The sequence below is a fragment of the Delftia lacustris genome (assembly GCF_040267515.1).
GTDB lineage: Bacteria > Pseudomonadota > Gammaproteobacteria > Burkholderiales > Burkholderiaceae_C > Comamonas > Comamonas tsuruhatensis.
This window is the reverse complement of record NZ_CP141273.1, coordinates 174,579-188,980: the sequence shown is the minus strand read 5'-3', so window position 1 is coordinate 188,980 and position 14,402 is coordinate 174,579. Positions and strand designations below refer to the sequence as shown.

General features: G+C 61.4%; 10 protein-coding genes and 1 pseudogene. 9 read left to right on the top strand and 2 right to left on the bottom strand.

Annotation, left to right across the window (positions count from 1 at the left end; genetic code table 11):
* Positions 1 to 537 precede the first annotated feature (537 nt).
* The 4 genes and pseudogenes from U6958_RS00920 to U6958_RS00905 all read left to right on the top strand — a co-directional run.
* On the top strand, positions 538 to 2,877 hold the full coding sequence (locus tag U6958_RS00920; protein ID WP_074921907.1) for a tyrosine-type recombinase/integrase: 2,340 nt from the start codon (positions 538 to 540) through the stop codon (positions 2,875 to 2,877).
* Positions 2,878 to 3,058: 181 nt separating this feature from the next.
* Positions 3,059 to 3,910, top strand: coding sequence for a translesion DNA synthesis-associated protein ImuA (imuA, locus tag U6958_RS00915; RefSeq protein ID WP_350337275.1), 852 nt, complete (start codon positions 3,059 to 3,061; stop codon positions 3,908 to 3,910).
* Positions 3,855 to 5,159, top strand: coding sequence for a DNA polymerase Y family protein (locus tag U6958_RS00910; RefSeq protein WP_074921909.1), 1,305 nt, complete (start codon positions 3,855 to 3,857; stop codon positions 5,157 to 5,159). Before imuA ends, U6958_RS00910 begins: the two co-directional genes overlap by 56 nt.
* A 9-nt stretch (positions 5,160 to 5,168) precedes the next feature.
* Positions 5,169 to 7,487 (top strand): annotated as a pseudogene (locus U6958_RS00905) (error-prone DNA polymerase); the annotation flags it as partial.
* A 26-nt stretch (positions 7,488 to 7,513) separates the two neighbouring features.
* Here the strand turns inward: U6958_RS00905 and U6958_RS00900 are convergent.
* Positions 7,514 to 10,483 (bottom strand): Tn3 family transposase, encoded by a 2,970-nt coding sequence (locus tag U6958_RS00900; RefSeq protein ID WP_034403086.1) that lies wholly within the window; start codon positions 10,481 to 10,483, stop codon positions 7,514 to 7,516.
* Between the two features lie 2 nt (positions 10,484 to 10,485).
* Positions 10,486 to 11,046, bottom strand: a complete 561-nt coding sequence (locus U6958_RS00895; protein WP_074921911.1) for a recombinase family protein — start codon at positions 11,044 to 11,046, stop codon at positions 10,486 to 10,488.
* A 252-nt stretch (positions 11,047 to 11,298) separates the two neighbouring features.
* Between U6958_RS00895 and U6958_RS00890 the strand changes: the two genes are divergently transcribed.
* The 5 genes from U6958_RS00890 to U6958_RS00870 all read left to right on the top strand — a co-directional run bounded on the left by U6958_RS00890 (position 11,299) and on the right by U6958_RS00870 (position 14,390).
* A complete protein-coding gene (locus U6958_RS00890) occupies positions 11,299 to 11,634 on the top strand; it encodes a PepSY domain-containing protein (RefSeq protein WP_074921913.1) in 336 nt (111 codons plus the stop codon).
* A gap of 56 nt (positions 11,635 to 11,690) precedes the next feature.
* Positions 11,691 to 12,287, top strand: a complete 597-nt coding sequence (locus tag U6958_RS00885; RefSeq protein WP_074921915.1) for an undecaprenyl-diphosphatase — start codon at positions 11,691 to 11,693, stop codon at positions 12,285 to 12,287.
* Between the two features lie 69 nt (positions 12,288 to 12,356).
* The gene (locus U6958_RS00880; RefSeq protein WP_074921917.1) at positions 12,357 to 13,139 is read left to right on the top strand and encodes a hypothetical protein; all 783 of its coding nucleotides are present in this window, start codon (positions 12,357 to 12,359) and stop codon (positions 13,137 to 13,139) included.
* Between the two features lie 28 nt (positions 13,140 to 13,167).
* Positions 13,168 to 13,635, top strand: coding sequence for a hypothetical protein (locus tag U6958_RS00875; RefSeq protein ID WP_074921919.1), 468 nt, complete (start codon positions 13,168 to 13,170; stop codon positions 13,633 to 13,635).
* Positions 13,632 to 14,390, top strand: coding sequence for a hypothetical protein (locus U6958_RS00870; protein ID WP_074921921.1), 759 nt, complete (start codon positions 13,632 to 13,634; stop codon positions 14,388 to 14,390). The genes U6958_RS00875 and U6958_RS00870 overlap by 4 nt, the downstream gene beginning before the upstream one ends.
* Positions 14,391 to 14,402 lie beyond the last annotated feature (12 nt).

Below are 14,402 nucleotides of genomic sequence, written 5' to 3'. Positions count from 1 at the left end.
ACCAGCCGAGGCTACGGTCTCTTTCGCGCCGGATCGAGGGCAGTCACTCTGCACGGCTGGCTGATCTTGGGTGCGCTCAGCCACACGGCCAGGCGCGCCCTCGATGCGAGGTTCGGGCACAGCCCGCAAGGCTGCATGGTGATTCAGCGCCAGCCTTTCGCCGGCAGTTCTGTGTGCTCCTGCAGGCCGCGCTGAGCCGCTGGCCAGCGCGGGCGAGCCCCGAAAAAACTAAAGATCAGTGGCGGAAAAACTAATGTGTAGTGGCGCTCCGCAGCAGCGTTCCGCAGTGGCGTTCCGCAGTTCCGCAGCGTTCCGCACTATGACTGTGATTTCGTACAGTTCTACCTACTCGTTCATAAAAAATACATTTAATTTTTTCATCATGTTAATGGTACTTAACACAATGAAAATGAAGTGGCTAAAATTGGGTGTCGATGCCCTGCTTCAGTTTGTGGGGTTCCGGCCGCTCCGGCTGCAGGCCTTGGCCAACGTGTTCAAGGCGTCTCTGCTGTCAACGATCCATTTCACCCCGCTGCCATGACGAGTGACCCAAAACAGAACGACATCCACGCCGAAGTGGGCTTTGGCACTGCCGCCGTCGATGAGAACGACCAGGTGCTCGAATCACCGGTCGCCGCTCGCACAGCTCGCCGGCGCGGCCGACCGCCCGGGGCCAAAACCCGCGCGGCCAACACGCACATCACGGCAGACGAATTTGCGGTGCTTCGAGCGGTGGCCCAGGGCATCGATGTCGGCATCGCTTCGCGGCAGTACCTCCTGTGGACCAGCCGCGTTCCAGAACGCGCCAAGTTGATCGAAAACTTCGGCCTGATCTTGGCCAGAATTGAAGCCGGCGCAAAGAGGCTCACGGACGCTGCTGCGGCTCGGGGAATGGTTCGAGAGCTGCTAGCCCTACAGGCCGACGTTGTCGGCGCTGCAGCATCGATGCTCTCTGAGTCGGCGCCGCTCGTGGCCCAAAGCACCGCAGCGCCCGACGCTCCCGAAAGACCATCGCTCGAAGAGTTTGCATCGCGGTTCCCTGAGGATATGTACTCCGAGGCGGATCTCATAGAAATGTACGAGGCGGAGTATCCCGACGAGCCGAGCGCTGCGGCAGCGCCAGCAGGGCAACCGCTGGAGGCGTCTGGCCAAGGCCCTTCCCCGCGAGGTTCAGAGGGTACAAAGGCCGCTTCCGTCCTGTCAGCGACTGAGCGCACGGAGCGCCTACTAACGGCCATCGACTGGTTGGATAGCCAGCTGGGCAGGCGACCGAGCCGGGACGATCGCGTCGAGCAGTGGTTGAGGATCAACCCCCAGCAGCGCCAGGCGCTCAATGAGGCGGGCGTGCTCACCCTCGGCAATCTGGTCGATTGGATGGCCCTTCGCGGCGATCAGTGGTACGGCTACGTCCCAGGCTTCGGCGTCCGGCGCGCCGAGGATATCGGGCTGTGGATGGCTAGGTGGAACATCTGTGCGGCCCAGGGCCTCAAGCAGCGTGCCTTGGTGCCCCAGCAAGATCCAGCTGATGAGCGACGGCCCCAGCTGGCTCCACTGTCCCAGCTGAATTGGCCCGAGCATCTGCGCGGCCAGGACGGCATGCTGAGAACGCATGCACCGAACAGCTTGGATGCCAGCAACGACATGGAGGCCGTTACCGCCTGGTTCCAGCTCATCCACCAGAAGTCGGCGGCGACGCAGGTGGCCTATCGCAGGGCTATTGAGCGCCTGGTGCTGTGGGCCGTGCACGTTCGGTTTGTCAGCTTGTCCTCCATGACGCTACACGATCTGCTGGCGTTCAAGGACTTCCTGTCGGACCCGCCCCCGCAATGGATCCAGGACCGCAATGCGCCCCGCACAGGCAAAGCCGAGGACTGGCGCCCTCTGCGAGGCCCGTTGTCCGATACGAGCCTTGAAGTCACCTTTGTGGCAATTGGCTCCATGTTCAGGCGGTGGCACACGAGCGGCTACCTCACCTCGGATCCCGCAGACGGCATCGTTGGCTCCAAACGCAAGGACGCCAAGATGGACGTGATGCGCTCGTTCAGCGAGCAGGAGCTCGAAATCATCGGGCAGACTTTTTCTGAGATGAAGGATGGGTATGCCAAGCGTCGGCTTGCGGCCATCATTCGGATACTGGAGTCAGCGGGTCTGCGGCGCGAGGAGTTGGCAAATGCCACTTGGGGTCATCTGAGCCGATTGCGCATCGACGGTCGTGATGCCGAGCAATGGGGCCTTAAAGTTGAAGGCAAAGGCTTGCGTGTAAGAAACGTGCCTATTAATGTAGATACCTACGCAGCACTCCTTGCTCATAAGGAAGATAGGCTCGCATTGCAGGCCCGTGGAGTCATCCCCAAGCCAGACAAAGAAAATGATATGCCTTTAATTGGCTTGCTGGATGAACGATGGATAGAGTCACGTAAAAAGATGAAGGCGATCAAAGAAAATGAAACTGACTCAGAGAATGATGGCCGTCAACTGGTTGTGGCAAAGGACCATAGGTTTCAAATGGTTCTCGCTAGGGAGGACGGCTCCCATCCGCAAATAAAGGCTGAAGAAAAGGCAGACCAGAATAACTCGAAGATTCATGCCGGAGGCCTATCAGCTGCTGCCATTTATTCACTCCTCAAACAGTTCTTCCTTAAATGCTCCGAAGTGGCGGGTGAGTTGCCTAGCGAGAAACGCACCACCTTCAAGCGGGCCTCTACGCATTGGCTTAGGCACACATTTGCACACCACGTGCTCAAGGCCACGGGAAAAGATCTTACGGTCGCGCAGTCACTGCTGGGGCATAGCTCCATCAATACGACCGCGATCTACGTGAAGGCCGACATGCAGGCTCGCGCTGCCGCTGTCAACGCCGTCCGGCCTTCTGTGTGAGGTCATCCTGGTTCCTGATGCGCGTTTGCTTGCCGATGCAGGACCCGGGCCTTGTCCCCTACGCAGACTCAAGATTTAGGCGGAATGCCCCGGCTTGGGTCGCGAAGTCCGCAGGGCGCTGCTGGAACTGCCTGGCTCGCTCCCGATTCGGAAGCGCAGCTGCGACACCCGACCCGAACCTATGCAGCGGAGAAGCAAGGCCTCTATACTGTATGCAAATACAGCTATTGCCATGCTCCACGAACCTTCCAACCCTATCCGATGCTCGGCGGCCTTCGACCGGTGGCAGTTGCCCACACATGTTGCCGAGGCGGTGTGGCGTGGCTCGGAGTTAGGCGCGGCAGCAGGGCGCACCGTACCGTCCGGTCATCCGGCGTTGGACGCGGCGCTGCCAGGCCAGGGATGGCCTACCGCCTGCCTTTCTGACGTGCTTATGCCTCAGGCCGCTGTCTGCGAGTGGCGTCTACTGGGCCCATCCCTTGCAGCGCTCTTGGCAGAGAAAGGCAGCTGTCTCTATCTTGTCGCCCCCCCAAAGCAGCCCCACGCCATGGGCTTGGCACAGCTGGGCGTAAAGCCTGAGCAGTTGGTCTGGATCGACGCGAAGGGGCCGGCAGACCGGCTTTGGGTCACGGAGCAACTGCTCAAGTCCGACCCGGTGGGCGCGGTGCTGGCATGGCTTCCCCAGGCGCGGCCCGAACAGATCCGGCGCCTGCAATTGAATGCACATAGCTGCGATGCTCCCGTGTTTTTGTTTCGTCCGGAAACGGCTGTGCGCGACACGTCGGCCGCGCCGCTGCGGCTCTCAGTCAAGCCCGGCATGGGCTGGCAGATCGACGTGCAAATAATCAAGCGCCGGGGCGCTCCGCTCGAAGACATGCTGCATCTTGACGCGATGCCCAGCAACTTGGGGATCGTGATCCCGCCAAGGTTGCGCAATCTTGCGCAGCCCGCGCTCATCCCTGGCTCGGAGGTGACCCATGTACTGGGCCGCTTTAGTCCCGCTCAGCTCGACGGCCTCCGAGTCGCAAATTGATCAACAGTCGCTAGGCATCTGGGCCCTTCAATTCTCGCCGCGCGTGGCGTTGGTTGAAGCCTCGGTGCTGGTGGAAGTTGAGGCCAGTGCGCGCTTGTTCCATGGCATGGATATGCTGCGCGAGCGCATTGAACAAGGGGCATGCGAACTGGGGGCTCGCGTTGCGTGGGCACCGACTGGTCTGGCAGCGCTGGCGTTGGCCAAGCATGGCGTCGGCGATGGGTTCAGCATGCCGCTGCAACAGGTGCTCGACAGGTTGCCACTGGACACTATCACCGCCGTAGCTCGCCATCAACCTACGCTGGCCAGAGTCGGGTGCCGCACCCTGGGGCAAGTACGTGCGCTACCGCGTGGCGGGATCGGCAGGCGCTTCGACAAGTCTTTGTTGTCTGCACTGGACGAGGCGTATGGTCTACGCCCTGAAAGCTATGACTGGCTCACCCTCCCCGAGAGTTTTCATGCTCGCCTCGAATTGATGTCGCGGGTGGAAACGGCTCCTGCACTGCTATTCGGTGCCCGCAGACTGCTGTTGCAGATGGTTGGATGGCTGCGAGCTCGACGGTTGGGAACCACGGCGTTCACGGTGCGCTGGTGCTATGACGTTATGCGTGGCAAAAGCACCAATTCGAGCGGTGAATTGACGGTACGAACTGCCACGGCCACGCAAGACGTTGAGCACTTGGTGCGGCTGCTGGCCGAGCATCTGGCGAAGGTCGAACTGGAGGCACCTGCAGGCGAGTTGGAGTTGCGCGTTGCCGAGGCGGAGCCGCTCGTTGAGGAGAGCCGCTCGCTCATCCCGGACACGATACGCAAGGGTGCGTCCATGGCCCTCACGCTGGAACGCATCCAGGCTCGTCTGGGAGAAGACTGTGTGCGGCGGCCCATTCTTCGCGAAGACCACCGACTGGAATGGATCCAGACCTGGGTGCAGGCGGCGGGGCGCACACGCGCCCCTAGCGCTGAAGGGGCCCACCTGCCCTTGCCGAGTTGGATTCTGGACAAGCCGCTGCAGCTGCTGGAGCAGGAGAACCGACCGGTTTATCAAGGCACGCTGCAGCTGCTGCTGGGGCCAGATCGAATTGAGGGCGGCTGGTGGCACCGGGTCAATGCGCAGGGGGAGGAGACCGCTCTGAACGTGCAGCGCGATTACTGGTTGGCGATCAGCCCATATGCGGGAGTGCTGTGTGTGTTCCAAGCCCGCTTGGCGGGCGACAAAACGGCCTGGTTCCTCCATGGCCACTACGGCTGATCTTTCTCCATGTCCTTCGTGCCATCCTCGCTTCCTTCGTATGCAGAGCTTCGTTGCATGACGAACTTCACCTTCTTGAAAGGCGCCAGCGAGGCCGATGAACTCGTGGAGCGCGCGCAGGAACTTGGCTACGCAGCGCTGGCCATTGCCGATGAATGCAGCATGGCAGGGATCGTGCGCGCACACGTTGCCGCCAAGAACGCCGGTCTGCCGCTGCTCGTCGGGGCGCATTTCGCGGTGCAGCCGCGCACAGAGCGAGACGGGACGTTCACGCTGGTCGTCCTGGCGCAGAACCTCGAAGGGTACGGAAACCTGTGCCAATTCATCACCCGGCTGCGGCGCGCCTCGGCCAAAGGCGAATACCACCTAGACACAGCGGGGCTCAAGCATGGCGAGCTCCAGCACTGCCTGGCGCTGCTCTGCCCTGATCGCTCTTGCACCGACACCCAGCTGGAAGCCATGGGCCGCTGGACCTTGAGGCACTTTCTGGGGCGTGCCTGGATCGGCGTGGATCTGGTACGCCGCATGGATGACGAAAGGTGGCTGCATCGAATGCGTGAACTCTCCTCCCTGACCGCGCTGCCGCTGGTCGCCGTGGGCGACGTGCATATGCATGTGCGCTCGCGCAAGCCGCTGCAGGATGTGTTGACGGCGACCCGCATCGGGAAGCCGCTCACTGAATGCGGCTACGCGCTTGAGCGCAGCGCCGAACGGCATCTGCGCAGCCGCCTGCGCCTGGCCCAGACCTTTCCTGCCGATCTGCTGGCCGAAACGCTGAACGTCATGGCGCGCTGTAGCTTCAGCCTAGACGAGCTCAAGTATCAGTATCCCGAGGAGGTAGTGCCGCCCGGACACACGGCCGCGAGCTTCCTACGCCAGGCCACTTATGAAGGCGCCGGCCGTCGCTGGCCACAGGGCATCCCCGTCAAGGTGCAAAAGCAGATTGAGCATGAGCTAGACCTCATCTGCGATCTGAAATATGAACAATATTTCCTCACTGTATATGACGTTGTATTGTTCGCGCGCTCGCGGCATATCCTGTGCCAAGGCCGGGGCTCGGCCGCGAACTCGGTCGTCTGCTATTGCCTGGGTATCACCGAAGTGGATCCGGCGCGCATGAGCGTGCTATTCGAACGTTTCATCTCGCGCGAACGCAATGAGCCACCGGACATTGACATTGACTTCGAGCACCAACGGCGCGAGGAAGTCATCCAGTACCTCTACGAGAAGTACGGGCGCGACCGCGCGGCCCTGGCCGCTGCCGTCGCCACATACCGTCCGCGCTCCGCCATCCGTGACGTGGGCAAGGCGCTGGGCTTCGACCTGGAGACGGTCGATGCGATTGCCAAGGGACAGATGTGGTTCGATGGCAAGCGAGTCCGACTGGAGCGCTTCGACGAATTGGGCATGGATGCAGACGGCCTGCAAGTACGCCAACTGCTGGAACTGACCGATCAACTGATCGGCTTTCCCCGACATCTGTCGCAGCATACGGGCGGCTTCGTGTTGACGCGGGGCCTGCTGTCGCGCATGGTCCCGGTGGAAAACGCGTCCATGCCCGATCGCACCGTGATCCAGTGGGACAAGGATGACCTGGATGCGGCGGGCCTGCTGAAGGTCGATGTGCTGGCGCTGGGAATGCTCTCGGCGCTCAGGCGAGGCCTGGAGTTTGTCGGGCAGCGTCGCGGCTTCCAGTTCAACATGCAAGACATCCCCGCCGAAGACCCCGCCACTTACGACATGATCTGCAAGGCCGACACGGTCGGCGTCTTCCAGATCGAAAGTCGCGCGCAGATGTCGATGCTGCCGCGCCTGAAGCCTCGCACTTTCTACGACCTGGTCGTGCAGGTAGCCATCGTGCGGCCTGGGCCTATCCAGGGCGGCATGGTACACCCGTATCTCAGACGCCGGCAAGGGTATGAACCTGTGACATATCCCAGTGACGCGCTCAAGGAAGCCCTGGGCCGAACGCTGGGCGTGCCCGTTTTCCAGGAACAAGCGATGCAGATATCTATCCTGGCGGCGGGCTTTACACCCGGTGAGGCCGATAGCCTGCGGCGGGCGATGACGGCGTCGAAGCGCAAGGGTGGGCTGGAAAAATACTACGACAAGATCGTCAATGGCATGACGGCGCGTGGCTACGACAAGTCGTTCGCCGACGCCATCTTCGAGCAGATCAAAGGTTTCAGCGCGTACGGCTTCCCGGAGTCTCATGCCGCCAGTTTTGCTCTGCTGGTCTACGCCTCATGCTGGCTCAAGCGTCATGAGCCCGCAGCGTTTCTCGCTGCAATGCTCAACAGCTTTCCCCTCGGCTTCTATTCGGGGTCGCCTCAGAAAACGGAAAATAAAGCACGCTAAGCCGGTTGCAGCGGTCGTAACGGCCTGAACTTGCCCGCACCGATCTTGGCGCTGCTGCGCCACAGGTAATCGCCGGTCAGGTTGATGTGTTCCCAGCCAAGCGGCGACAGGTACTGCAACAGCCCTTCATCGACAGCATGGCCGTTGCCACGCAGCGCCTGCGCCGCCCGTTCCAGATAGACCGTGTTCCACAGCACGACGGCCGCTGTCACCAGATTGAGGCCGCTGGCCCGGTAGCGCTGCTGCTCGAAGCTGCGGTCGCGGATTTCGCCCAGCCGGTTGAAGAACACTGCCCTGGCCAGCGCGTTGCGCGCTTCGCCCTTGTTCAGCCCGGCATGCACGCGGCGGCGCAGTTCCACGCTTTGCAGCCAGTCGAGGATGAACAGCGTGCGCTCGATGCGGCCCAGCTCGCGCAGGGCCACGGCCAGACCGTTCTGACGCGGGTAACTGCTGAGCTTCCTGAGCATCAGCGAGGCCGTCACCGTGCCCTGCTTGATTGAGGTGGCCAGCCGCAGGATTTCGTCCCAGTGGGCACGAATAGCCTTGATGTTCAGCTTGTCGCTGCTAATCATCGGTTTGAGCGCGTCGTAACTGGCTTCGCCCTTGGGGATGAACAGCTTGGTATCACCCAGGTCGCGGATGCGCGGCGCAAAGCGGAAGCCCAGCAGATGCATGAGGGCAAAGACGTGATCGGTGAAACCCGCCGTGTCGGTGTAGTGCTCCTCGATACGCAGGTCGGACTCGTGGTACAGCAGGCCGTCGAGCACATAGGTCGAGTCGCGCACGCCTACGTTGACCACCTTGGTGTGGAACGGCGCGTACTGGTCGGATATATGGGTGTAGAAGGTTCGTCCAGGGCTGTTGCCATATTTCGGGTTGATGTGGCCGGTACTTTCGGCCTTGCTCCCGGTTCGGAAGTTCTGGCCGTCCGACGATGACGTGGTGCCGTCGCCCCAGTGTTCGGCGAAGGGATGCCGGAATTGGGCGTTCACCAATTCAGCCAGCGCTGTCGAATAGGTTTCGTCGCGGGTATGCCAGGCTTGCAGCCAAGCGAGCTTGGCGTAGGTCGTGCCTGGGCAGGACTCGGCCATCTTGGTCAGGCCCAGGTTGATCGCGTCGGCTAGGATGGTGGTCAACAGCAGGTTTTTGTCCTTGGCCAGGTCGCCCGATTTCAGGTGTGTGAAATGGCGGGTGAAGTCCGTCCACTCATCGACTTCGAGCAGCAGTTCGGTGATCTTGACGTGTGGCAGGATCATGGCTGTCTGGTCGATCAGCGCCTGCGCGGTGTCGGGTACCGCCGCATCCAGCGGCGTGATCTTCAGGCCCGACTCGGTGATGATGGCATCCGGCAGGTCGTTGGCCGCCGCCATGCGGTTGACGATGGCAAGTTGTGTTTCCAGCAGCGTCAGCCGGTCGTGCAGGTACTGGTCGCAGTCGGTGGCCACGGCCAGCGGCAATTCTCTGGACTGCTTGAGGCTGGCAAATTTCTCGGGAGGCACCAGGTAGTCCTCGAAGTCTTTGAACTGCCGTGAACCTTGCACCCAGATGTCGCCCGAGCGCAGCAAGTTTTTCAACTCCGACAGCGCACACAGTTCGTAGTAGCGTCGGTCGATACCCGCGTCAGTCATCACCAGCTTCTGCCAGCGCGGCTTGATGAAGTCGGTCGGAGCATCGGCAGGCACTTTGCGGGCGTTGTCGGTGTTCATGCCACGCAGTACCTCGATGGCATCGAGCACGTTCTTGGCGGCGGGTGCGGCCCGCAGCTTGAGCACGGCAAGGAATTCCGGCGCGTAGCGGCGCAAGGTGGCGTAACTTTCGCCGATGCGGTGCAGGAAATCGAAATCATCCGGTTGAGCGAGCTTCTGTGCCTCGGTGACGCTTTCGGCGAAAGCATCCCAGGACATGACTGCCTCAATGGCGGCGAACGGGTCGCGGCCCGACTGCTTGGCGTCGATCAGCGCCTGGCCAATGCGCCCATACAGGCGCACCTTGGCGTTGATGGCCTTGCCAGATGCTTGGAACTGCTGCTGATGCTTGTTCTTGGCGGCGTTGAACAGCTTTCCCAGAATGCGGTCGTGCAAGTCGATGATTTCGTCCGTGACGGTGGCCATGCCCTCGATGGCCAATGCAACCAAGGTGGCATAGCGGCGTTGCGGCTCGAACTTGGCCAAGTCGGCGGGCGTCATCTGGCCGCCCTCGCGGGCGATCTTGAGTAGCCGATTCTGGTGAATCAGACGCTCGATACCAGAAGGCAGATCGAGTGCCTGCCAGGCTTTGAGGCGTTCGATATGTTCAAGCATGTGGCGCGAGTTCGGTTTAACCGGCGACTGGCGCAGCCAGGCCAGCCAAGTCGTTTTACCGTTGTCGCGGCGTTTGAGCAGCTCATCGAGGCGATGCCGATGCGCGTTCGACAACGGCTCGGACAGAGCTTCGTAGATGCGCCGGTTGGCGCGGGTGATCGCTTCGGCGCTCGCCCGCTCGATGGCGTTGAGCGCGGGCAGAATGATGGACTGCCGCCGCAGATGTTCGATCAAGGCATCGGCCAGCACGATGCCCTTGTCGGTCTGCATGGCCAGCTCGGTCAGCGTATGCACAGCCTGCCGGTAGTGGCCCATTGTGAAGGGCTGGAAGCCGAACGCGGTTTGCAGCTCGACCAGGTGCTCGCGCCGGGTCTGCTCTCGCTGCCCGTATTCGTCCCAGCTTTCGATGCCGACCTTGAGTTGGTTGGCGACAAGTTTCAGTAAGGGCGGGAACGGCGGCTGATCGACGCCAAGGATGATGCCGGGAAAGCGCAGGTAGCAAAGCTGCACGGCGAAGCCCAGCCGGTTGGCAGGCCCGCGCCGCTGCCGGATGATGGCAAGGTCGGTATCGCTGAATGTGTAATGTCGAATCAGATCGTCCTTGGTGTCCGGCAACGCCAGCATGCTTTCCCGCTCGGCGGCGGACAGTATGGAACGACGAGGCATGGCTATTGATCCAATCTCAAGTATTGATACAGGGTCTCCCGGCTGACACCGAATTCACGTGCCAGCTTCGCTTTTTGCTCGCCGGCTGCGGCCCGCTTCCGCAGTTCGGCGACCTGTTCGGGCGACAGTGCTTTCTTACGGCCCCGGTAGGCTCCGCGCTGCTTGGCGAGCGCGATGCCTTCGCGCTGCCGCTCGCGGATCAAGGCGCGCTCGAATTCGGCGAACGCCCCCATGACAGACAGCATCAGGTTCGCCATCGGCGAATCCTCGCCGGTGAAGGTCAGACTCTCCTTGACGAACTCGATGCGCACGCCGCGTTTGGTCAGCTTTTGCACAAGGCGGCGCAAATCATCGAGGTTGCGCGCCAGCCGATCCATGCTGTGCACCACCACGGTGTCGCCTTCGCGCACGAAGGCCAGCAGCGAATCGAGTTCAGGCCGCTGGGTGTCCTTGCCCGACGCCTTGTCGGTGAACACCCTGCCGACTTCGACATGCTCCAGTTGCCGTTCCGGGTTCTGGTCGAAGCTGCTGACCCGGACATAGCCGATGCGTTGACCCTGCAAGGTGCCTCCAAATGCGAAAATGTCAGGAAGAAATCTATGACCTTTCGCCGCAGGTGTCAAGAAACAAAAAAGTTAACTCTATTCTGACGCTGCTGGGTGGTTTCTGTCATTTTCAAAAGACGATTGCACGAAGTATCAGGAGCCGATAGCACTGTGTCAGTAAGCGCAAAAACAGCTCGGCTCAGTACGAGCTAAGTCTGCCTGCGTAACTTCTCCACCGTGCAAATCCCTGCACTCTTCTGGAGAAGCATCATGTACCGCTACACCAAACTTTCCCTGCTGGCCATCGCTATTGCTACGACTGGCGCTGTCGCCTATGCCGCCAAGGGCGGCATGGAAAACGACGCCCTGGCGATCACCAAGGCCAAGATTCCGCTCACCCAGGCCGTCACCGTTGCCGAGCAGCATGCCAATGGCAAGGCATCACGCGCCGAGTACGAAAACTCGAAGCAAGGCTGGGTCTATGACGTGGAAGTCGTCAGCGGGGCCAAGGTCTTCGATGTCCGAGTCGATGCCGACAAGGGCACGGTCATCTCGTCTGCCGAGGACAAGGCGGATCACGATGACGACCACGACAAGCAAGACTGACCGCCTGCCAGCGTGGCCGGATCGCGCGTGACGCAGTGATCCGGCCAGGAGACTTCATGGAACACCTCAACCAAACATTCTTCCTGTGGCTCAACGCACCTGAACACCCGAACGCTCTGGCGGTGACACTGGCCACCTTTTGTGCGGAATGGCTCATCTGGGCCGTCCCGATCCTGATCGGCATCACCTGGCTGCGCGGCAATGAGAACACCCGCAAAGCGCTGCTGATCGCTACCGCATCCGGCCTGCTTGGGCTGCTGACCAACCAAATCATCGGCCTGGCTTGGTCGCATCCCCGGCCTTTCATGATCGGGCTGGGTCATACGCTCATTCCCCATGTTGCCGACTCGTCATTCCCCAGCGATCACCTGACGCTGTGGTGGTCGGTTGCCGCCAGCTTTCTGCTACAGCGAGGACTGCGAAGGGCTGGCGTCGCTTTGGCACTGTTTGGCCTCCCCATCGCCTGGTCGCGCATCTACCTGGGGGTTCACTTTCCGCTGGACATGCTTGGTGCCATCGCGGTCGCGGCGCTCAGTGCCGTGCTGACGTTGCACGAAGCACGTTGGTATCTGGGACCGATCTACCGACTGGCGAGCCGTATCCATTGCTTGTTGTTCTGCAGGCTGATCGCGCTGGGATGGGTGCGCGAGTGAGCCTATGGATTGGCTAAGTCTGCCTGGTCAGACTGGCGGCAATCCCTTTCACCTCGGCAGGAGAACACCATGAACAATTTGCCCACGCTCAGAGCAGGCGACTGGCTCAACAAAGTCCCTGAAGTAACGCTGTCGTTCTGGATCATCAAGATCATGTCCACTACGGTGGGCGAGACGGGGGCCGACTTCCTGGCGGTCAACGCGGGCTTTGGCCAGGGCCTGACGCGCACCGTCATGGGTAGCTTGCTGGCAGTCGCCCTGTTCACGCAACTGCGTACCCGCCGCTACACCCCTTGGATTTACTGGCTAACGGTCGTGTTGGTCAGCGTGGTCGGTACCCAGATCACCGATCTGTTGACCGACGGCCTGGGCGTCAGCTTGTACATCAGCACCTCGGCGTTCGCCGTGGCTCTCGCCGCGATCTTCTTTGTCTGGTATCGGGTCGAACGTACCTTGTCCATCCACGACATCGTGACGCGCAGCCGGGAGCTGTTCTACTGGTCAGCCATCCTCTGCACATTTGCGCTGGGCACCGCTGCCGGTGATCTGGCGACCGAGGCGCTGGGCTTGGGCTTTACCTGGGGTGCTGTCGCCTTTGGTGCGCTGATCGGCATCACCTATGCCGCGTGGCGCATAGGTGGCAACGCCGTGCTGACCTTCTGGATCGGCTACCTCCTGACTCGTCCCTTCGGCGCTGCGCTCGGCGACCTGCTGACACAGGCCAAGACCTATGGCGGCCTCGGAATGGGGGCCATGTGGACCAGCGCCCTGTTCCTCTCAATCATCGTCATGCTGGTGGCCGTTGCGCAGTTCGGCATGAACGCAGGCCGCTCCGCCCAAGCCGCCGAGTAACCATCTTCCCAATTTCCAAGGAAAAATCATGCCCAATAAGCACTCTATCGCCCGCCTTGTCGCCACCGTATCGGCGGTGGCGCTGGTGGCCCTGGCCGCCGGCTGCTCCAAGCCTGCTGACCAAGGCGGCACGAACGCCGTGCCTGCCCCCGCGACCAACGCCAGCCCGACATCGCCGGGCAAAACCGCTTCTAAGCTGGGCGACCTGACCGCATTTCGCAGCATCGCCACTGACGTGGCCGCCATCGTGGACAAGGGCGATCTACCGGCAGCCAAGGTGCGCATCAAGGATTTGGAGGTGGCCTGGGATTCGGCCGAGGCCGGACTGAAGCCGCGCGCTGCCGATGATTGGCATGTGCTCGATAAGGCCATCGACAAGGCGTTGTCGGCGTTGCGTGCCGATACACCAAGCCAAGCTGACTGCAAGGCTGCGATGGGTGCTCTGCTGAAAACCTTCGACAGCCTTGAAGGCAAGGCCTTGGAGCGTGACAAATGAAGACATCCACTGAACACGCCTTGGCCAAAGTGCCCGAAGTCACGCTGGCTTTCTGGCTCATCAAGATTGCCGCCACCACGCTTGGCGAAACTGGCGGCGATGCCGTCTCGATGTCCATGAATTTGGGCTACCTGGTCGGCACAGGCATCTTCGCCGTGATCTTCCTGGCTGCCGTAATCGCGCAGGTCAAGGCCAAGGGCTTCCATCCCTTCCTGTACTGGACAACCATCATCGCCACCACCACGGTCGGCACGACGCTGGCCGACTTTGCGGATCGTTCGCTCGGAATCGGGTACGCTGGTGGTTCGAGCTTGCTGCTGGCCTTACTGCTCGGCTCGCTCTTTGTCTGGCATCGCACCCTCGGTTCCGTATCGGTAAGCACTGTCAGCTCACCCAAGGCGGAAGCCTTCTACTGGCTGACGATCATGTTCTCCCAGACGCTGGGTACGGCGCTGGGGGACTGGATGGCGGACACGGCGGGCCTGGGCTACACCGGCGCGGCCGTTGTGTTCAGCGGGTTGCTCGCCCTGGTGGTGGCGGCCTACTACTGGACGGGCGTGTCCCGCACACTGCTGTTTTGGGCTGCGTTCATCCTGACCCGCCCGCTGGGTGCCGTGGTCGGCGACTTTCTGGACAAGCCGCTGAGCGCGGGAGGTCTGGCGCTGAGCCGCTATTCGGCGTCGGCAGCGCTGCTGTCCTTCATGCTGATTGCAATCCTACTGTTCAGACAACGGGCAGCCCGGACGGCGCATTGAACAACGATTGAA